Below are 19,640 nucleotides of genomic sequence, written 5' to 3'. Positions count from 1 at the left end.
GGTGAATGCCGACATCCGGATCATCGTGCATCGGACACCCGCCAGCATCTTGCTGGTCTATGTCGATCACCATGACGACGCCTATAAATGGGCCGAACGGCGCAAGATCGAGCGTCACCCGACCACCGGTGCGATGCAACTGGTCGAGGTGCGCGAGCGGGTCGAAGAGGTCGAGATCTTCAAGCCGAGGGACGTGACCGCCATTCCGGCGCCGATCACCAAACCCACCGGCCTCCTCTTCGACAACCTGCGCAAGTTCGAGCTGATGGCCTTTGGTGTGCCCGAGGAATGGGTGAACGATGTCCGCGCTGCGACCGAGGACACGCTGTTCGACATCATCGAGCATCTGCCGCAAGAAGCGCAGGAGGCGCTGCTGAAACTTGCCGTGGGCGAGAAACCGCAGCCGCCCGAACCTGTGCCGGCCGAAGCTGATCCCTTTGCCCATCCCGACGCTCTGCGCCGTTTCCGCGTGCTCACCAATGCAGAAGAGCTGAAGCAGGCTCTGGACTACCCGTGGGACAAATGGGCGGTGTTCCTGCACCCCGCCCAGGCCGATCTGGTAGAGCGGTCGTTCTCCGGCCCGACTCGGGTTTCGGGTTCGGCCGGGACCGGGAAAACCATCGTGGCGCTGCATCGTGCGGTCCATCTTGCCCGTGCCAATCCTTCTGCCAAGGTCTTGTTGACGACATTCTCGAAGCCGCTGGCGAATGCCCTCCGAGCCAAGTTGGCCAGCCTCGTGGGCAACGAGCCCACGATCTCGGCGCGGATCATCGTCAAGGCGGTCTCGGCCGTTGGGTATGAGCTTCACGCCGAACGTTTCGGACAGCCCCAGATCGCCCCTACTTCGCTGGTCAAGTCGCTTATCGAAAAGGCAGCGGCCGATGTCGAAGGGCACCGGTTCTCGACCCAGTTCCTGATCGGAGAGTGGAACGACGTCGTGGACGCTTGGCAGCTCCGGTCGTGGGAGGATTACCGCGACGTCTCGCGCCTCGGGCGAAAGACCCGGATCGGCGGCAAGCAGCGCGAGACCCTTTGGTCCATCTTTGAACGCGTCCGCGCGGGACTGAGAGAGCGCGGCGTCATGACGTGGTCGGACGTCTTCGGCCGTCTTGCGGATGGTTTCACCCAAGGTGGCGCTCGGCCTTTCGATTTTGCCGTGATCGACGAGGCGCAGGATCTTGGGGTGGCCGAGGCGCGGTTCTTCGCCGCCTTGGCTGCGGGGCGCAGCGATGGACTCTTCTTCGCCGGTGATCTCGGCCAGCGCATCTTTCAGCAGCCGTTCTCCTGGAAGGCGCTGGGCCTTGATGTCCGCGGCCGCTCGTTCACCTTGCGCATCAACTACCGCACGTCACATCAGATCCGCACACATGCCGATCGGCTTCTGCCGTCAACCGTTTCTGACGTGGACGGCAATACAGAAGGGCGGCGCGGCACGGTGTCGATGTTCGACGGACCTCCGCCGATGGTCTTGGCCTGCAGTGACGCAGATCACGAGTACCGAGCGGTTGCAGGATGGATCACGGATCGACTGAAGGAGGGCTGCGCACCGCGCGAGGTTGGTATTTTCGTCAGGTCTGACGCGGAACTGAAACGTGCGCGTGCTGCCGCGAAAGCCGCAGGCGTTCGTTCGGTCGAACTGAGCGAAAAGGTCGAAGTGGAGGACGGCGCCGTCGCCATCAGCACGATGCACTTTGCCAAGGGGCTGGAGTTCCGTTCGGTGGTGGTCATGGCCTGCGACGACGAGGTCATTCCGCGATCGGAACGTATCGAGTCCGTGGCCGACGACGCGGACCTCGAGGAAGTCTACAACACTGAAAGGCACTTGCTCTACGTCGCTTGCACGAGGGCGAGGGATCATCTGCTGGTCTCGGGCGTCACACCGGTATCCGAGTTCGTCGACGACTTTCTCAAGGGAAGCTGATCGAGGCGGTCGAATACCCCCCTCCTCTGGTTCCTCCCCGGCGCTGAACGTATGCGGGGGGGCGCAGCGCGGCATTTCGCTAGCGACATGGATTCTCACCGGGGAATCCAGGCGGAAGCCACCTGCCGCGCGGCCTTTGGGAAAACGACTCATTATCAAAGACTTGCGGAATCGCGACCTTGGCGCGCTGGATTCTTTTGCGGAAGCCACCTTGGCCAGTTTGTGGAAGCCACCGCGCCGGAAGCCAGCCAGCGGAAGCCACCCGCTGTGAAGCCATTGAATCCGCGTGTATTTTCTATTTGACAAGCTGCCCTCCTTGACCTACCCCTTGAGCATCGAAGAATTGCGCCCGGAGGATACTCCTCGCGGGCGCTTACGTTTTCCACCACATCGTGGATCCCGATTCTGACGCTGCCTTCCGGGGTCGCGCGCGTCGGCATGTCCGCCCTGCCCCAGACGAGACCCACCCCATGGACCTGGTGTTCACGCCGAGCCAAATCGAATCCTGGCCGATTGACCGGCTGCGGCCCTATGCCCGCAACGCCAAGATCCACGGCAGCGATCAGGTCGCCAAGATCGCGGCCAGCATGGCGAAGTTCGGCTGGACCGTGCCCTGCATGGTCGCCGACGACGGCGAGCTGATCGCCGGGCATGGTCGGGTGCTGGCCGCGACCATGCTAGGGTTGACCGAGGTGCCGGTGATCCGGCTCGGCCATCTCGACGAGGCCGAACGCCGGGCGTACCGCATCGCCGACAACAAGCTGACCGAACTGGGCGAATGGGACGAGACCCTGCTCCGTGACGAAATCGCAGGGCTGCTGGCCGAGGATTTCGACCTGACGCTGCTCGGCATCAGCGATGATGACCTCGACGCGCTGCTGCGGGATCCGGAGGCGCTGGGCGGCGATGGTCCGGTCGAGGGCGAGGACGATGTTCCGGACCTGCCGGTCACGCCGGTGTCGGTGCCTGGCGACCTTTGGCAGTTGGGCGCGCACCGGCTGATCTGCGGTGACAGCACCGCGGCCGATGTCGTTGGGCGCCTGCTCGGAGATGTGCGGCCCCTGCTGATGGTCACCGACCCGCCCTATGGCGTGGAGTACGATCCCTCCTGGCGCAACCAGGCCGGGGCCGCAAAGACGAAACGCACCGGCAAGGTGCTGAACGACGACCGCGCCGACTGGCGCGAGGCATGGGCGCTGTTCCCCGGTGACGTGGCCTATGTCTGGCACGGCGCGCTGCATGCAGCGACGGTCGCGGACAGCCTGACGGCCGCAGGCTTCGCCGTACGGTCACAGATCATCTGGGCCAAGGATCGGCTGGTGCTCAGCCGCGGCGATTACCACTGGCAGCACGAGCCGTGCTGGTATGCGGTGCGGGCCAAGGGCCAGGGCCATTGGGCCGGGGACCGCAAGCAGACCACTCTGTGGCAGATCGCCAACCGGGATCAGGACGCCGAGACCGTGCATGGCACGCAGAAACCGGTCGAATGCATGCGGCGGCCGATCCTGAACAACTCGAGCCCCAGTCAGGCGGTCTACGAGCCGTTCATGGGCTCCGGCACCACTCTGATCGCGGCGGAAACCACCGGCCGTGTTTGCTTCGGGGTCGAGTTGAACCCCGCCTATGTCGATGTCGCCATCGAGCGCTGGCAGTCCTTCACCGGTCAGGAGGCGGTGCTCGTGGAAAACGGCGAAACTTTCGCCGTCCTCAAGGCCAAGCGGCACGCGGCATGAACGCGCCCCTCCTGCCCGGCCGGATCGAACACTGGCCCCTCGCCCGGCTGAAACCCTATGCCCGCAACGCCAAGACCCATGATGCCGACCAGGTCGCGAGGATCGCCGCCAGCATGGCCGAGTTCGGCTGGACCGTGCCCTGCCTTGTCGCCGGTGATGGCGAGCTGATCGCGGGCCATGGCCGCGTCCTGGCCGCCGCGCAACTGGGGCTGGCCGAGGTGCCGGTGATCGTGCTGGGCCACCTGACCGAGGCGCAGCGCCGGGCCTATCGCATCGCCGACAACAAGCTGACCGAATTGGGTGGCTGGGACGAGGCGCTGCTGCTCGAGGAACTGCGGGGGCTGATGGCCGTGGATTTCGACCTCGGGCTGATCGGGATCCCCGAGGACGAACTGGACGCCCTGCTTCACGATGCCGATGACCGCGCGCCCATTGACGATGATGCTGCCGACGCGATCCCCGAGGCCCCGGCCGAGCCGATCACCCGGCCGGGGGATATCTGGCGGCTCGGGCATCACCGGCTGATCTGCGGCGATGCCACCGACCCGGCTGTGGTGGCGCAGCTGATGGACGGGGCGCAGGCCTCGCTGATGTTCACCTCCCCGCCCTATGCCCAGCAGCGCGACTACGGCGCGGCGAAGGAGAAGGTCGGCGATTGGGATGCGCTGATGCAGGGCGTCTTCGCCGCGGCGCCCGTCACCGCCGATGCCCAGCTGCTGGTGAACCTCGGCCTCGTCCACCGCGACGGCGAGTGGATCCCCTATTGGGAAGGCTGGGTAAACTGGATGCGCGCGCAGGGCTGGCGGCGGTTCGGCTGGTATGTCTGGGACCAGGGGCCCGGCCTGCCGGGCGACTGGAACGGGCGGCTGGCTCCGTCCCACGAGTTCATCTTCCACTTCAACCGCCAGCCGCGGAAGCCCAACAAAACGGTCGAGAGCAAGCACGCGGGTGAAACCCTCGGCGGGGGCGGGTTGCGCGGGGCCGACGGCACGGTCAATCGCAAGACCGGCACCGGCAACGCGATCCAGACCCACCGCATCCCGGACTCTGTGTTCCGCATCATGCGCCACAAAGGGGGCTTGGGCGCGGCCGGATCGCACCCGGCGGTCTTCCCTGTGGCGCTGGTCGAGGCTGTGCTGGAGACCTTCACCGCCCCAGGAGACCTGGCGTTCGAACCCTTCTGCGGCTCCGGCACCCAGCTGATCGCCGCAGAACGCACAGGGCGGCGATGCTGTGCGGTGGAGCTGGACCCGGTGTACTGCGATGTGGCCGTGCGACGGTGGGAGATGGCGACGGGGAGGAAGGCGGAAAAGCTGGTAAACTGAGCAGGACTTCGGATTTCAGGTCGTGGCCAGCAATGAAGAGAAATCATTCGGGGCAATCAGACGCCGCACATGCGCAGGATAACAGTTCCCCATACCAGAACTGATCCGATTGGTTTCACGCGCCTGCGCGTTGCTCAATAGATAGAAAGTCGGTGTGATTGTTCTGAGGTCAAGCTCGACGAACAGGAAATAGTCGGCATCGCCCTTTGTCCCAAGGTCCACAGGCCAACGGGTAATCTCGGTCGGTCGCTCATAAAACTGCCGCGTCTTAACTTCGATGGACTTCGGCTGACCGTTGACGATCACAATCAGATCATGCCCCGGGGCCCCTTCCGGACTGATGTAAGCAGCAAGGCTAAGCGTGTTCAGCTTGGCCAAGGCCAGCAGTTCACCAAGACTTCCGGCTTGTTGATGGGATAGCTTTTGCACCGATGCCAGTCTCCAAAAAATCAAAGCCTAGCCGCTCACGGCGCCCAGCTACAACAACCCGACTTTACCTTTCCGCTTCAGTTACGCTTGTTGGTAAGCCAATAAACCGTCCCCCTGCCTTCGACCTTTTCGGCGGTGATGGGCAGGCCCAGCTTTTTCTTCAGGGCGCCAGAGATGCAGCCTCGCACGGTATGGGCCAACCATCCCGTAGCCTCGGCCATTTCTGCGACCGTCGCCCCTTCGGGGCGCTGCAGCATGGCGATGATCTGCGCCTGCTTGGTGCCAGCGCGGATAGCGACGGGGTTCGCGATGTCGTCGGGCATCTGCACCGGTTCCGGTTTCGGCTTCGCCTTCCGCGCGCTGGCGACGGTCTCGACCACCACCGGCTCGATCCCGATGGCCAGCAGGCCCGCGTCGGTGACCACCAGCGTGGTACCGTGGCCATCGCCAGTCTCACGCCAGAGCGGCTCGCCGCGTCGGAGGTTGGCATCGACCTCCTGCAGCCAGCCGTGGCCGATCATCCTCGTGACGGCCATCTTTGCCGCCGCACCGGCCAGCCCCTTGGGCAGCGGCAGGGCGATGTTGTCCGGGCGCTGGGCTCCGGCGGTCAGGATGATAGTCTGGGTTTCGGTGAGTTTCGCCATGTCGGGGTCCTATCGGTCGGGGCGGGCAAGGAAGGTGGCGATGCGTGACAGCAGGTCGTTGTTCCCATCCGCATCGGCACCGAGGATCACGTCGCCATCGTCGTCGCATTCCAGATCGGCGACCTCGCGCAGCAGGGCGATGGCATCGTCGCAGGCGGCGAGGCGCTCGGCCTCCCATGCGGCGGTGATGGCGTCCTGTTCGATCTGGTGGCGCCGGGCGGGGTCAAGCGGCATGTTCGCCCTCCTTGAAGGCAGCGTCGGTGATCCGGCGCAGCAGGCTGGCGTAATGCTCCAATGTGCCGACATCGCCCCAGTTGATCTCGTCGGGATGGGCGTTGAAATGATCGGCGCTGAGGGCCTGCAACCGGGCCAACATGCTGTCGATCTCGATCTTCTTCGCAAGGAAGGCATCGAGGGCTGCGGAGTTGTCGGTGGCGCGGCGGGTGCTCATCGGCCGGCCTCAGATCAGCTGCAGAGCGGCCAGCACGGCGCTGGCACCGGCCAGCTGCGCGGTCGGCAGTTCGATCTTGAGATGCGAGATCACGTCCGAGGCGTCGGCCTTGATGCCGTGCCCGCGCAGTTCCGCCTCGATCGCCTCGGCGATGGCGTTCTTGCGGCCGGGATCGAAGCGCGCCGGCAGGGCGGCGTAATCGAGGCGGATGGTGGTGATGGCCATGGTCATGAAAAGGCTCCGGGGGTTGAAGTGCATCGTTTCCGTACCATTGGAATCGCTCTTGCGCGGAGTGTAATCAACCGAAATCAGGAATTATTTCCGTTTATTTGCAATCAGTTGAGACTTTCGGCGACGACATGAAAGGCATGAGCGAACGGGAATATGCCGCCCATTCCGGTCTGTCGCGCGGAGCGATCCAGAAGGCGCGCAGAGCCAGTCGTCTGGTGGTGTACGACGATGGCTCGATCAATGCGGCGGCGTCGGACGCCCGTCGGGCGGAGATGACCGATCCGGACCAGCAGCGGCGCAGCACGGGTGCCGACACCGGGTTTTCCGGCCCGGCCGACAGTTCATCCTATCTGAAGGCCCGCACCGCGCTGACGGTCTACCAGGCGCAGGAAAAGCAGCTGGGGATCCAGAAGAAGAAGGGCACGCTGGTGGATCGCGCCCGCGCAGAGACGCTGGTGTTCCGGCTGGCGCGGCAGGAACGGGACGTCTGGGTGACCTGGCCGGCCCGCGTGGCGGCACTGATGGCGGCCGAAGTGGCCGCGGAGGTGGAAAAGCAAACGGCCAAGCCGGTGATTATCGAGGCCGCGATCCTGCAGAGGGTGCTGGAAACCCATGTCAGAGCGCAACTCGACGCCCTCGCCGATCTCAGGGTTTCCCTCGGATAGCGATGACCTGACAGACGGCCTCGACCTCGATTTCGACGGTGCCGAGGACATCTTGCGGGTCTGGCGCAGCGGCATGCGGCCCGATCCGGACCTGACCGTTTCGGAATGGGCGGATCAGCACCGCTGGCTGTCGTCACGCGCCTCAGCCGAGCCGGGCCGGTATCGGACGGCGCGCACCCCCTATCTGCGCGGCATCATGGATGCGCTCTCGCCCCGCCACCCGGCGCAGCGGATCAGCTTCATGAAGGCGGCGCAGGTCGGCGCCACCGAGGCCGGCAACAACTGGATCGGCTTCGTGATCCACCACGCGCCGGGGCCAATGCTGGCGGTGCTGCCGACCGTGGAAATGGCCAAGCGCTCCTCGCGCGGTCGCCTTGACCCGCTGATCGCGGAAAGCCCGGCGCTGCGCGAACGGGTCAATCCGGCCCGGTCGCGCGATGCCGGCAACTCGATGCTGTCCAAGGAGTTTCCCGGCGGCATCCTGGTTCTGACCGGGGCGAACTCCGCGACAGGGTTGCGCTCGATGCCGGCGCGTTACGTCTTCATGGACGAGGTCGACGCCTATCCGGCCTCGGCCGACGAGGAGGGCGATCCGGTCACGCTGGCCGAGGCCCGCACCACCACCTTCGCGCATCGGCGCAAGGTGTTCATGGTCTCGACGCCCACGATCCGGGGGTTATCGCGCATCGAGCGCGAGTTCGAGGCATCGGACCAGCGCCGCTACTTCGTCCCGTGCCCGCATTGCGGCGCGATGCAATGGCTGCAGTTCGACCGGCTGCGCTGGGCGAAGGGGCAGCCTGACACGGCGGCCTATCACTGCGAAGGCTGCGAACGGCCCATCGCCGAGCATCACAAGACGCAGATGCTGGAGCGCGGTGAATGGCGCGCGACGGCAATCTCTGCCGACCCGAAGGCCATCGGCTTCCACCTGTCGGCGCTCTATTCGCCGCTCGGCTGGAAAAGCTGGGCGGACATCGCACGGGACTGGCTGGCGGCGCAGGGCTCCGAGGAGATGCTGCGCGCGGCGCGCAACACGCTGCTGGGCGAGACATGGGTCGAGTCGGGCGAGGCGCCGGAATGGCAGCGGCTCGCGGATCGGCGCGAGGAATGGAAGTCCGGCACGGTGCCCATGGCGGGGTTGTTCCTGACCGCCGGCGTCGATGTGCAGAAGGACCGCATCGAGATCGACATCTGGGCCTGGGGCCGGGGGCTGGAAAGCTGGCTCGTCGATCACATCGTCATTCCGGGCGGCCCGGATGATCCCACCTGCTGGGATCAGCTGACCGCGCTGTTGGGCCGAAGCTGGCAACATGCCAATGGCGCTTTCATGACGGTGGCAAAACTCGGCATCGACACCGGCTATGAGGCGGCAGCGGTCTATGGCTGGTCGCGCAGGGTCGGGGTTGAGCAGGTCGCGCCGCTGAAGGGGCTGGAAGGCTTCAACCGCGCCACGCCGGTCTCGGGCCCGACCTTCGTCGACGCCACCATCGGCGGCAAACGTCTGCGCCGGGGCGCGCGGCTGTGGTCGGTGGCCACGGCCAGCTTCAAGGCCGAGACCTATCGCTACCTGCGGCTGGAACGGCCGAGCGATGAAGACCGGGCGCTGGGCGCGCTAGATGCCCCCGGCACCGTGCACCTGCCCGGTTGGATCGACAGCGAATGGCTGAAGCAGCTGGTGGCGGAGCAGCTGGTCACCATCCGCAACAAGCGCGGCTATTCGCATCAGGAATGGCAGAAGATGCGGGAACGCAACGAGGCGCTGGACTGCCGGGTCTACGCCCGCGCGGCGGCATGGATCCTCGGCGCGGACCGCTGGGACGAGGCCACCTGGCGGCGGCTCGAGGCGCAGGCGGGCGTGGAAACTCGCATGCCGGCAGCTGTCGCAACCAACGCCGCACCAGCCGACCCGGCCCAGCCCAAGGCCGGAACCCTGACCACACCACGCCGGAAACGGCGGGCCTATACACCCAAATTCATGAGGGACTGATGGAACCGGACCGGATGCAGGCCCTTCTGACGGCGCTGCAGGAAGCCCGCTACGCCGGGCTGCGCAGCGTCAGCTACGACGGCAAGACCGTGAGTTATGGCTCGGACGCCGAACTGGCCACGGCCATCCGCGATCTGGAGGCCCGCATCGCCGCTGTCAGCGGCACCCATGTCCGGCGTCGCCGCTGGGGCACGGTCGCGACGAAGGGTCTGTGACCATGGTGCTCAACGCCTTCCGCGCGCGGCTCGGGTCCATCATTGGCGGGTTTGACGCCGCGCAGTCGCAACGCCGCATGCGCGGCTTTCGCGCCAGCCGCGCCCATGTCAACACGCTGATCGCCGCCTCGGGCGAAACCATCACCGCCCGGGCGCGCTGGCTGGTGCGGAACAACGGCTATGCCGCGAATGCCGTCGACGCCTTCGCAAACCATGTCGTCGGCGACGGCATCAAGCCTTCGTCGAAAATCGCCGATGCCGCAAAGAAGGAGGAGCTTCAAAAACTCTGGCTCGCCTGGACGGACGAGGCCGATGCCGAGGGACTGACCGACTTCTTCGGCCTGCAGCGGCGGGCGGCGCGCGAGGTGTTCCTCGCGGGCGAGGTCTTTCTGCGCATCCGGACGCGGCGTGCCGAAGACGGGCTGACCGTGCCGGTGCAGCTGCAGATGCTGCCCTCGGAGATGCTGCCGCTCGACATGAACCATCCCCTTCCCGGCACGGGGTCGATCCGCGCGGGCATCGAGTTCGATGGCATCGGCCGCCGTGTGGCCTACCACTTCCTGCGCCGCCATCCGGGGGACATGACCGATCCGGGGCTGGCGGGAGAGACGGTGCGCGTGCGCGCATCCGAGGTCATCCACATCCTCGACCCGGTCGAGGCGGGGCAGCTGCGCGGCGTGTCGCGCTTCGCCGCGGCCGTCGTGAAGCTCTTCACCCTCGACCTCTACGACGACGCGGAACTGGAGCGGAAGAAGACCGCGGCGATGTTTGCCATGTTCATCACCTCGCCCGCCCCGGAAACCGCCCTCGACCCGGCCGAGGACGATCTGGAAGTGGAACCGGGCCAGGTGGTGCGGCTGGATCCCGGAGAGGATGTCACCACGCCATCCACCCCGGACTCGGGCAGCACTTACGAACCCTTCCAGTACCGCACGCTGTTGCAGATCGGCGCCGCGCTGGGCGTCCCCTATGGCTATCTGACCGGTGACACCGCGAAGGGGAACTTCTCGAACACCCGGATCGCGCTGGTGGACTTCCGCCGCCGCATCTCGGCCTTCCAGCATTCGGTGATGGTCTACCAACTCTGCCGGGCGGTCTGGACGCGCTGGATGGACATGGCGGTGCTGGCGGGCGCCATCGATCTGCCGGGCTATGCCACCGACCGGCGCCACTACCTCGCCTGCGACTGGCTGCCGACCAAATGGGACTGGATCGACCCGGCCAAGGATGCCTCGGCGGAAATCCTGCAGATCGAGGCGGGCCTGAAGTCCCGCACGCAGGCCATCGCCGAACGCGGCTTTGATGCCGAACAGGTCGACCGCGAAATCGCCGCAGAACGCCAGCGCGAGGCAGAACTGGGCCTGGACTTCCGGCGGCCGGGATCACCTGCACAGGCGGCGGGTGGCGGCGGCGAGGATCAGGGCAGCGAAACGGACCCTGACAAAGAGGACCAGCACGAGAAGGACGAGGGCGAGGACCGGGAACACCGGCCCGCGGAGGACGCATGATGCACCACACCCAGATCGCGCAGCGCGTCTTCAACACGCCCCTGATGGTCGATCCCGCCAAGGCGCTGGCCTTCCTGACCGGCCTTGGCCCGCGGATTACCGGGCGGGAGATCAGCGTCGAGGGAATGGCTGTGGATCCCGAGGATCAGGCCACCGCCACCCTGCCCGCCCGGTCCTCGCTCTTCGGTGACGATCTCACCCGCCGCCAGGTGCAGGGCGACAGCCAGCCCTTCGCTGTCGTCGACGGGATCGCCGTGATCGAGATCGCCGGCACGCTGGTCCACCGCGGCGCCTGGATCGGGCAGTCCTCCGGCCTGACCTCCTACGAGGGCATCGCCGCACAGCTTTCGGCTGCGCTGGCGGATCCCGGCATTCGCGGCATTGCCCTCGACATAGACAGTTTCGGCGGCGAGGTGGCCGGGGCCTTCGATCTGGCGGATCGCATCCGGGCCGCGCGTCATGTCAAGCCCGTGCAGGCCTTCGTCGCCGATCACGCCCTCTCGGCCGGTTATGCGCTGGCCTCTCAGGCCGACCGGATCATCCTGCCCCGCACCGGCGCAGTCGGCAGCATCGGCGTCCTGGCCATGCACAGCGACATGAGCGCGGCGCTGGACCAGAAGGGCATCGCGGTCACGCTGATCCACGCAGGGGCCCGCAAGGTCGATGCCAATCCGTATCAGCCGCTGCCAGAGGCCGTCCGCACCCGGATCGCGGGCGAGCTCGAGGACCTGCGCCAGATCTTCGCCGAGACCGTCGCCGAAGGGCGCGGCACCCGCCTCGACACGCTCCGCGCGCTCGGCACCGAGGCGGCGGTGTTCCGCGGCGAGGCGGCCGTCTTCGCCGGTCTTGCCGACGAGGTGGCCGATCCCGTCACCGCCTTCCGCGCCTTCGCCGCAACGCCAAGCGGCAAAGCCCCGACGCATCGCCACATCACCCCAAAAGGAAAGGGTCCTCTGATGACCACCAATCCCGATGAAGATCCGCAGACCGCTCCGGCAGTTTCCGCCGCCTCCGCGCCGGAACCGGCCTCGCCCCCGGCACTCGCGGCGCCGCAAGCGGAAGCGGCGGACCTGTCCCCCGAGGCAATCCGCGCCGAAGCGGCCGAGGTCGCACAGGTCTGCGCGCAGGCGGCGCGGCTCGGCGTGAGCATCGACGCCGCCGATGCCGTGGCGCGCGGGCTGAAGCCAGAGGCGCTGCGGGCGAAGGTGCTGGCCGATCTGGCCGCCCGCAGCGACGCAGCCGGCATCATCGCCAGCGCCCCGGCCACCGGGGCGACGGAAAGTCCCATCGTGGCGGCGGCAAGGAAATCAGCGGCCTCGCGCTGATCCGAGGCCTTCCCCTAGCGCTGCAAATACCGCCCCTGCGCCTGCACCCGCGCGCGCCCAACCCAAAAATCCGGAGACCGAACCATGCCCGTCCTGACGCAACCGCCATCAATGGGCGATGTCCTCAAATACGAATTGAACCCGAACTACAGCCGCGAAGTGGTGACGCTGCTCTCGGGCACGGCCTATCCGGTCGGCGCGGTGCTGGGGCAGATCACCGCCAGCGGCAAATACACAATCTCACCCGCCAGCGGCTCGGACGGGGCGGAGACTGCCGCTGCGGTGCTGCTTTACGCCGTCGATGCCGCAGCCGCCGACGCCACCGGCATCGTGCTGGCCCGGGGTCCCGCCATCGTTTCGCGCGCAGGCCTCGTCTTCGACGCCAGCGTCGACGACGCCACCAAGGCCGCAGCCAAGATCGCCGAACTGACCGCCGTCGGCATCGTCACCCGTGACGGCGCCTGACGCGCGACCTCGGCACCTCTTTCCATACATCCCCGGAGCCATCCCATGACCATCACCCGCAATCCTTTCGATGCCGGCGGCTATTCGCTGGCCGAGATGACGCAGGCCATCAACATCCTGCCCAACCTCTACACCCGCCTTGGCCAGCTCGGCCTCTTCCGCTTCGAAGGCGTCAGCCAGCGCTCGGTGATCATCGAGCAATATGAGGGTGTCCTGAGCCTGCTGCCCTCGGTCCCACTGGGTGGTCCCGCCACCGTCGGCACCCGCGAGGGCCGGTCCATGCGCAGCTTCGCCCTGCCATGGATCCCGCATGATGATGTGATCCTGCCCGCCGATATCCAGGGAGTTCCGGCGCTCGGGGTCTCGGATGCGGCCGATCCCCTCGTCGAGGTGATGAACCGCAAGCTGATGCTGATGCGGCGCAAGCATGCTCAGACCCGCGAATACATGGAGATGAACGCGCTGCGCGGCATCGTGAAGGATGGCGCGGGCACCACCCTCTACAATTACTTCACCGAATTCGGGCTGGCGCAGATCTCGGTCGATTTCCTGCTCGGCACCGCCGGCACCAATGTTCAGGGAAAGGTCCGTGAGGTGCTCCGCGCCATCGAGGACAACCTGCTGGGCGAGGCGATGACCAGCGTGCATGCCCTGGTCAGCCGCGAGTTTTTCGACAAGCTGATCGGCCATGCCAAGGTCGAGGAGGCGTATAAATTCTATGCCGCGACCGGCGCCCAGCCCTTGCGCGAGGACATGCGCCGCAACTTCCCCTTTGCCGGCATCCTCTTCGAGGAATATTCCGGCGCGGTCACGCTTTCCACCAGGGCGAGCGAACGGCTGGTGCCCGCAGGCGAAGGCATCGCCTTCCCCTTGGGCACCATGGACACCTTCACCACCTATGGTGGCCCGGCCAACCTCCTGGAAACCGCCAATACCATCGGCCTGCCGCTCTATGCGCGCCAGCATCTCGACGACAAGGGCCGCTGGATCGACCTGATGACCGAGGCCTCGATCCTGCCGGTCAACAAGCGGCCGCGGCTGGCGATCCGGATCCACAGCTCAAACTGACGGGTTCGCCGGTGTCCGCCTTCGCCAACGCCATGGACCGCATCTTCAGCCATGCCGTCATGGCGGTGCCGGCCCTCTGGATCTCCGCCAGCACGTCGGAGGAGCGAACCATCCGCATCATCACCCGCGCCCCGGACCGCGTCACCGACTTTGGCGCCGGGCGCTTTGTCAGTGATACCACCATGGTGGACGTCCGCGTGGCCGATCTGCCGGCCCCGCGCCCCGGCGATCTGATCGTCATCGGCGCGGACAGCCATGTTATCCAAGGGGAACCCCTGCGCGACCGCGAGCGGCTGATCTGGACGCTGGACCTGAGGCCGGCATGAAAATCAGCCTGTCCGTCACGGATATCGCCAAGCTGATGCAGGCGGAGATCGCCGCCGGCGAAAAGGCCGTGTCAACCGCAATCAGGGATGCCGGCACCGGCCTCAAGACAGCATGGCGCGGCCAGATCACCGGCGCAGGTCTTGGGGCGCGGCTTGCCCGCACCATTCGCTCGCAGAACTATCCTGCCGGCAACAACAGCCTGAACGCCGCCGCGCTGGTCTGGTCGAAGGCTCCGGCGATCATCGGCGCACATGACACGGGACCGCTGATCCGCTCGCGCGATGGCTTCTGGCTGGCGATCCCCACGCTCGCCGCTGGAAAATCCCTGCGCGGCGGCCGCATCACGCCGCTGGAATGGGAACGCCGCACCGGGTTGCGCCTGCGCTTCGTCTATCGCCGCCAGGGCCCGAGCCTGCTGGTGGCCGAGGGGCGGTTGAACAGCAAAGGCCGCGCCACCGCCTCGCGCTCGAGGACCGGACGCGGGCTGACGACCGTGCCGATCTTCCTGCTGGTGCCGCAGGTCAGGCTGTGCAAGCGGCTGGATCTGTCGCGCGATGCGGAACGAGCGGTCGACAGCGTGCCGGGGCGGATCGTGGCAGGGTGGGTAAACGCCTGAAGGACTCGTAGAAGAGAGGCGGCGCCTATGTAATATAACATGCTGACCGGTGCCGAGGACGAGGATCCTCCTGAGTTCAGGACCCATTATCGCTTCTGGCTCCCACACTTCTGGCTCCCAACAGGCTGTCAAACTGTGCTAACCTGACAAGAGGTGCAACGGAACTCCGATTTGTAGGTCAAGTGATCAGGGGCAAAGAAGACTACCAGAATAATCGGGTTTTCCTACTTGCGCTTGTAAAGGCGTGGCGCGGAGGCCCGGGGCGGTTCTACGCCTATACGTTCGGAGCGGGCTTGCTGGCTTTTATTGGTGCGCCTTGGTGGGCGCCTGTCATTGAGGCGATAGGCACTTGGATTTTAGTGAAGATCGCGACCCTTGCCAATGTGGTGCCACCCCAAAAGGGGCCATCGGTTTCGCCGTGGCTCGTCGCGGCTGGCGGCTTCATCATCTGCATTGCCTCGATGAGAATGTTTTATTTGATTCAAGTCACGGCCACGAAAAGTGAACCACTTCCTACTGAAGGCCACACCAATGTTAATATTCCTCAAGGATCAGATTTGAAGTCGGGCATCGACTGCATAACAATTCCACGAGGCATGGTTGTGACAGCACTCGATATCCCAGAACACTTGCTAAACGCGCCTCTCAAATCGGGACATTACGATTGGCGATCGAAGGAGGACGCAATAAGCGGGCTTGGCTCCCTGCTCAATGGGAGGAAGCCGATTCGCATTGAAGTAACCGAGACGCCGGGTGGATACCGGATTTCTGGAAAGGAAATGGACTGATGTCTAGCAGGTGCGATTGTCCCAGCCCTCCAGGGGGAGCAGTTACATGCAGCCCGGAAGACTTTGCTTACTGCTATGTACTTGACGGCAGAGTTCAGTCTGGATGCTACAAGGCTAAGCCTAACGTGACCGCGAAGGAATTTGCCTTCCTCGCATTCGTAGTGGATGAGCTGCCCTCTGGTTACGGCGAAGAACTGCAGAACCAGTGGGACACCGTACGTATGCGCCATACAATGGTAAGTGACGACGGGAATTTCAGGTTCAATTTCAGCCCGCCAGAAAGCGGGACGGAAAGCGAACCCCAGAAACTTTTCCAGCAAACCTGAGCGACCCGAAGGTTTTATTTACGAGAGAGGCACTGACGATGCAGGCAGGGTTTTGGTGTTTTGACGTTCGGGACAGTATGGCGTTCATTACCCTCCTCCTGTATCAGGATGATTGCGATTAGGACGCCTGACATTTCTTGAATGTGAGGGATACCGTCGAGCCACAACCTTTCACCGTACCCGAATACGGCAACGGCAGGGTTCACGTTCCTTTTTGCACTGTAACCGAAGAGCAGAAAAAGCCTCCAATTATCCGTCGACGGAGCCCTCAGCGTTGGATCAGATAAAGTGCCCACCACCCGCGAAGCCATCCTCTACGCGCTGCACGCGCGGCTGCAGCCGCTTGCCACCCTCACCCTGCGCGATGAGGTGCTACCCGAGCGGATCCCGGCGGCCGGGCTGATCATCCTGCGCGACGGCCAGCCGGGCGAGCCGGAGGTAACGCTCTCGCCATTGCGCTATCACTACCAGCACCGCGCCGAGTTGGAGGTCGTTGTTCAGGCGGGCAACGGCCGGGCCGGTGCCTTTGACAACCTGATCGCCGCTATCGGCGCGGCGCTGGTGACTGACCGGACACTGGGCGGACTCTGCGACTGGGTCGAGCCGGAAGCCCCGGCGTCGGTCGATCTGCCCGTTGAAGGCGCCGCGACGCTGAAAGCGGCGGTGATCATCGTCGTCTTGCACTACACCACAACCGGGCCGCTGGCCTGACGGGAACCCGCCACTCGTCTCAGCAGGTGCCGTAATAGCCCCGCGAGTAGCGGCAGTACTCCGTGGCAACTCCCGCCCAGATCATCACGGCGGCGATGTCGCGTCCATCCGGCAGAAAGCATTGGGCGGCGATGCGGTCGTAGCGGTCGATATCACGCTGGTTGCAGTGCAGTCTCCTGCCCGAAACCAGCTGCCGCATCGCCGCGGTGGCGTCAGACCCACCCGGCCGGTTCCATTCCGGCGCGTCCAGGCCCCAGACCCGGATGCGGCGGCTCTCGCCCTGAAGCGCGAAGGTATCGCCGTCGATCACCCTGCTGACGGTACCGGCAAACGCTGCCGAGCCCTGCGGGACATCGGCCTGTTGCGGCGGTGGCGGCGCACAGCCGGACAGGATGACGGCAAGGGCGGCAACCCGAAGAAATAAAGATGGCTTCATGCGCCGGGAATGCCCTCGGGCAGAGCCCGAGATCAAGCCTCTTAGCGGAAATCAGTTAAGGAGAAGGAATCCCCCCATGGCACGCGCACAAGGCGCGCGGTCGCAACTCGCGGCTGCGTTCGAAACGGTCTACGGCACTGCCCCGGCCAGCGGCTACACCCGCCTGCCCTTCGCGTCCTCGACGCTCAGCGCCGAGCAGCCGCTGCTGAGTTCGGAACTGCTGGGCTATGGCCGCGATCCGCTGGCTCCGGTCAAGGATGCGATCACCGCCGATGGCGATCTGACCATCCCGATTGATGCCGAAGCCTTCGGGTTCTGGCTCAAGGCCGCGTTCGGCGACCCGACCACCACAGGCACCGCGCCGGGGCCGTACACGCATGAATTCCGCTCGGGGAGTTGGGCGCTGCCCAGCATGTCGATCGAGGCCGGCATGCCCGAGGTGCCGCGTTTCGCTATGTACTCGGGCGTCATGGTCAACCAGCTCAGCTGGACCATGCAGCGGTCCGGGTTGCTGACCGCCAGCGCCCAGCTTGTGGCGCAGTGTGAGACCGTGGCCGCCACCTCGCAGGCCGGCACGCCGGCTGATCTGGACCTGATCCGCTTCGGGCATTTCAACGGCGCCATCACCCGTAACGGGACAGCGCTGGGCAATGTGATCTCGGCCCAGATCACCTATGCCAACAATCTCGACCGGATCGAGACCATCCGTGCCGACGGCATGATCGACGGCGCGGATCCCTCCATCGCCACGCTGACCGGCCGGATCGAGCTGCGCTTTGCCGATATGGTGCTGATGAACCAGGCCATCGCCGGCGGGCCGTGCGAACTGGAATTCGCATACACCCTGACCAGCGGCGAAAGCCTGACCGTCACCGCCCATGCCGTCTATCTGCCCCGTCCCCGCATCGAGATCAGCGGGCCGCAGGGCATTCAGGCCAGCTTCGACTGGCAGGCCGCGCGCGGGTCCAGCCCGGAGCGCATGGCGACCATCACCCTTGTCAACGACATCGAGGAATATTGAACCTTGATCCGCTCCTTGGAGACCGGGAGGGAATTGCCCTATGATGCAGCCCGATTGCCAAAGAAGAAGGTCCCCGCGATGACACCTGCCGACATCATGGCCGCATTGGAACACCGAGGGCCATTGCCACGCGAGGCGCTGGAAGCGGCGGGGCAATCTCGCGAGGCCATGGTCCCTGTCTTTCTTGACTATATCAAGCGGCTGCAAGCCGTGCATCCCGACGATCTGAGAGGCATGAATGCCTTCATATTCATCTTCTTCCTGCTGGCGGAATGGCGCGAAACCCGCGCCTATCGCCCACTGGCCCAGATGCTCCGAAGCGATCCGGCGTTCCTGGAGGAAGTGCTGGGGGATACGATCACCGAAGACTCGGCCCGCGTCATGGCCGGCGTGTTCGACGGCGACCTGCAGCCGCTGTTCGACATCCTTCTCGATGATGCGGCCGAGACCTTCCTGCGCGGCGAGATGTTCGACACATTGGCCATTCTCGCCCTGCAAGACCCGACCCTCCTTCCACAGATCACGACCTTCCTGACCGAGTTCTTCGACCGGGGCAGCACCGCCACAGACGAGAATGTCTGGTGGGCATGGACGGAATGCATCGCCGCCCTTGGTCTTTCAGACATGGAAACCGCAGTGCGCGCAGTGTTTGACCGTGGCCTGATTCCCCCGAATCATAGTGGATTCGAGGATTTTGCCAAACGGCTGCAGGCAACCGTGGCGGCCGGGCACCCCGCCTGGTTCACCGGCCAGCGCAGCAACAACCCGGTCGAGGACACGATTGCCGAACTGGCGACCTGGTATTGCTTTTCACCGGAATATCTCAAGAAGATGGCCGACGAGCGTCTGGCCATAACCTCGAACCTGAAGCCCGACAGAGAAGACCCGTTTGATGACATCATGGCCGGAAAGACCGGCCGCAATGATCCCTGCCCTTGCGGCAGCGGCAAGAAGTTCAAGAAATGCTGCCTGCAATAATCTGACACGTCCATCACTTTCGCCGATCAACCTTCAGGCGGCGTGCTCCGGCACGTCGCCTTTTCATTTGGAGAACCACGCATGATCCGCCTGAACATGACCACCGACGCGCGCTGGGTCGATCTGCTGCCGGGGCTGCGCCTTGTGGTCTGGCCTGTGACCACCACAATCATGGCGGCTGCCCGCGCGGATGCGGCGCTCAATGATCTCGACGACGACTCGCCCAGGGAGATGCTGGCCGTGACCATGGCGCAGGCCGTGGCCCGGCGCATCGTGGTCGATTGGACAGGTGTCGGCGATGACGATGGCAACCCCCTGCCGGTCACGCCCGAAGGCATCGACGCGCTCTTGAACATCTGGCCGGTGTTCGAGGCGTTTCAGGAGAAGGTTCTCGGCCCCTATCTGGTGCTGGATGCGGAAAAAAACGGCTCCGCGCCCTCGCCGAATGGCATTTCGGCGGGGGCGAGCGA

Annotated in this window: 24 protein-coding genes; 18 read left to right on the top strand and 6 right to left on the bottom strand. The window is 65.2% G+C overall.

Annotation, left to right across the window (positions count from 1 at the left end; all coding sequences use genetic code 11):
• The 3 genes from WMK75_RS15020 to WMK75_RS15010 all read left to right on the top strand — a co-directional run.
• A partial coding sequence (locus WMK75_RS15020; RefSeq protein WP_347268431.1) for a 3'-5' exonuclease occupies positions 1-1,921 on the top strand: 1,921 nt, incomplete at its 5' end.
• 470 nt (positions 1,922-2,391) lie between these two features.
• The gene (locus tag WMK75_RS15015) at positions 2,392-3,654 is read left to right on the top strand and encodes a DNA methyltransferase (RefSeq protein WP_347268430.1); all 1,263 of its coding nucleotides are present in this window, start codon (positions 2,392-2,394) and stop codon (positions 3,652-3,654) included.
• On the top strand, positions 3,651-4,979 hold the full coding sequence (locus tag WMK75_RS15010) for a site-specific DNA-methyltransferase (protein ID WP_347268429.1): 1,329 nt from the start codon (positions 3,651-3,653) through the stop codon (positions 4,977-4,979). The genes WMK75_RS15015 and WMK75_RS15010 overlap by 4 nt, the downstream gene beginning before the upstream one ends.
• A 15-nt stretch (positions 4,980-4,994) precedes the next feature.
• Here the strand turns inward: WMK75_RS15010 and WMK75_RS15005 are convergent, their stop codons facing one another.
• The 5 genes from WMK75_RS15005 to WMK75_RS14985 form a co-directional block, all read right to left on the bottom strand.
• Positions 4,995-5,357, bottom strand: a complete 363-nt coding sequence (locus tag WMK75_RS15005; RefSeq protein ID WP_347268428.1) for a hypothetical protein — start codon at positions 5,355-5,357, stop codon at positions 4,995-4,997.
• 128 nt (positions 5,358-5,485) lie between these two features.
• A complete protein-coding gene (locus tag WMK75_RS15000) occupies positions 5,486-6,052 on the bottom strand; it encodes a DUF3489 domain-containing protein (protein ID WP_347268427.1) in 567 nt (188 codons plus the stop codon).
• A 9-nt stretch (positions 6,053-6,061) separates the two neighbouring features.
• On the bottom strand, positions 6,062-6,286 hold the full coding sequence (locus WMK75_RS14995; RefSeq protein ID WP_347268426.1) for a hypothetical protein: 225 nt from the start codon (positions 6,284-6,286) through the stop codon (positions 6,062-6,064).
• Complete coding sequence (locus WMK75_RS14990) at positions 6,276-6,503, bottom strand: hypothetical protein (protein WP_036700386.1); 228 nt, start codon at positions 6,501-6,503, stop codon at positions 6,276-6,278. Before WMK75_RS14990 ends, WMK75_RS14995 begins: the two co-directional genes overlap by 11 nt.
• Positions 6,504-6,512: 9 nt before the next feature.
• A complete protein-coding gene (locus tag WMK75_RS14985; protein WP_036700431.1) occupies positions 6,513-6,734 on the bottom strand; it encodes a hypothetical protein in 222 nt (73 codons plus the stop codon).
• A 128-nt stretch (positions 6,735-6,862) separates the two neighbouring features.
• Here WMK75_RS14985 and WMK75_RS14980 point away from each other — a divergent pair, with 128 nt between their 5' ends.
• From WMK75_RS14980 to WMK75_RS14925, 12 genes are all read left to right on the top strand, one after another.
• A complete protein-coding gene (locus tag WMK75_RS14980; protein ID WP_347268425.1) occupies positions 6,863-7,399 on the top strand; it encodes a hypothetical protein in 537 nt (178 codons plus the stop codon).
• Positions 7,347-9,386 (top strand): phage terminase large subunit family protein, encoded by a 2,040-nt coding sequence (locus tag WMK75_RS14975; RefSeq protein WP_347268424.1) that lies wholly within the window; start codon positions 7,347-7,349, stop codon positions 9,384-9,386. The genes WMK75_RS14980 and WMK75_RS14975 overlap by 53 nt, the downstream gene beginning before the upstream one ends.
• Positions 9,386-9,601 (top strand): hypothetical protein, encoded by a 216-nt coding sequence (locus tag WMK75_RS14970; protein ID WP_347268423.1) that lies wholly within the window; start codon positions 9,386-9,388, stop codon positions 9,599-9,601. The genes WMK75_RS14975 and WMK75_RS14970 overlap by 1 nt, the downstream gene beginning before the upstream one ends.
• A gap of 2 nt (positions 9,602-9,603) precedes the next feature.
• The gene (locus WMK75_RS14965; protein WP_347268422.1) at positions 9,604-11,109 is read left to right on the top strand and encodes a phage portal protein; all 1,506 of its coding nucleotides are present in this window, start codon (positions 9,604-9,606) and stop codon (positions 11,107-11,109) included.
• Positions 11,109-12,434 carry a S49 family peptidase gene (locus WMK75_RS14960; RefSeq protein WP_347268432.1) on the top strand — a complete coding sequence of 442 codons (1,326 nt, stop codon included), beginning with the start codon at positions 11,109-11,111 and terminating at the stop codon, positions 12,432-12,434. Before WMK75_RS14965 ends, WMK75_RS14960 begins: the two co-directional genes overlap by 1 nt.
• Before the next feature lie 84 nt (positions 12,435-12,518).
• On the top strand, positions 12,519-12,899 hold the full coding sequence (locus tag WMK75_RS14955) for a head decoration protein (RefSeq protein ID WP_347268421.1): 381 nt from the start codon (positions 12,519-12,521) through the stop codon (positions 12,897-12,899).
• A 45-nt stretch (positions 12,900-12,944) separates the two neighbouring features.
• Entirely contained in the window at positions 12,945-13,967 is a 1,023-nt protein-coding gene (locus tag WMK75_RS14950; protein WP_347268420.1) for a major capsid protein, read from the top strand.
• Positions 13,968-13,978: 11 nt separating this feature from the next.
• A complete protein-coding gene (locus WMK75_RS14945) occupies positions 13,979-14,293 on the top strand; it encodes a hypothetical protein (RefSeq protein ID WP_347268419.1) in 315 nt (104 codons plus the stop codon).
• Complete coding sequence (locus tag WMK75_RS14940) at positions 14,290-14,910, top strand: DUF6441 family protein (protein WP_347268418.1); 621 nt, start codon at positions 14,290-14,292, stop codon at positions 14,908-14,910. Before WMK75_RS14945 ends, WMK75_RS14940 begins: the two co-directional genes overlap by 4 nt.
• 293 nt (positions 14,911-15,203) lie before the next feature.
• Positions 15,204-15,698, top strand: coding sequence for a hypothetical protein (locus WMK75_RS14935; RefSeq protein ID WP_347268417.1), 495 nt, complete (start codon positions 15,204-15,206; stop codon positions 15,696-15,698).
• A gap of 125 nt (positions 15,699-15,823) precedes the next feature.
• Complete coding sequence (locus WMK75_RS14930; RefSeq protein WP_156114317.1) at positions 15,824-16,024, top strand: hypothetical protein; 201 nt, start codon at positions 15,824-15,826, stop codon at positions 16,022-16,024.
• A 288-nt stretch (positions 16,025-16,312) separates the two neighbouring features.
• Positions 16,313-16,735, top strand: a complete 423-nt coding sequence (locus WMK75_RS14925; protein WP_347268416.1) for an acyl-CoA transferase — start codon at positions 16,313-16,315, stop codon at positions 16,733-16,735.
• Positions 16,736-16,754: 19 nt separating this feature from the next.
• Here the strand turns inward: WMK75_RS14925 and WMK75_RS14920 are convergent, their stop codons facing one another.
• Positions 16,755-17,045 (bottom strand): thermonuclease family protein, encoded by a 291-nt coding sequence (locus WMK75_RS14920; RefSeq protein ID WP_052174763.1) that lies wholly within the window; start codon positions 17,043-17,045, stop codon positions 16,755-16,757.
• Between the two features lie 202 nt (positions 17,046-17,247).
• Here WMK75_RS14920 and WMK75_RS14915 point away from each other — a divergent pair, with 202 nt between their 5' ends.
• The 3 genes from WMK75_RS14915 to WMK75_RS14905 all read left to right on the top strand — a co-directional run.
• Positions 17,248-18,192, top strand: coding sequence for a phage tail tube protein (locus WMK75_RS14915; protein WP_347268415.1), 945 nt, complete (start codon positions 17,248-17,250; stop codon positions 18,190-18,192).
• A gap of 78 nt (positions 18,193-18,270) precedes the next feature.
• Positions 18,271-19,170, top strand: a complete 900-nt coding sequence (locus WMK75_RS14910; protein ID WP_081972847.1) for a DUF1186 domain-containing protein — start codon at positions 18,271-18,273, stop codon at positions 19,168-19,170.
• Positions 19,171-19,251: 81 nt separating this feature from the next.
• A partial coding sequence (locus WMK75_RS14905; RefSeq protein ID WP_347268414.1) for a hypothetical protein occupies positions 19,252-19,640 on the top strand: 389 nt, incomplete at its 3' end.

The organism is Paracoccus sp. (in: a-proteobacteria) (genome assembly GCF_039808215.1).
Classification (GTDB): Bacteria; Pseudomonadota; Alphaproteobacteria; order Rhodobacterales; family Rhodobacteraceae; genus Paracoccus.
Note: the sequence above shows the minus strand (reverse complement) of the source record. Positions and strands in the feature narration are given on the sequence as shown.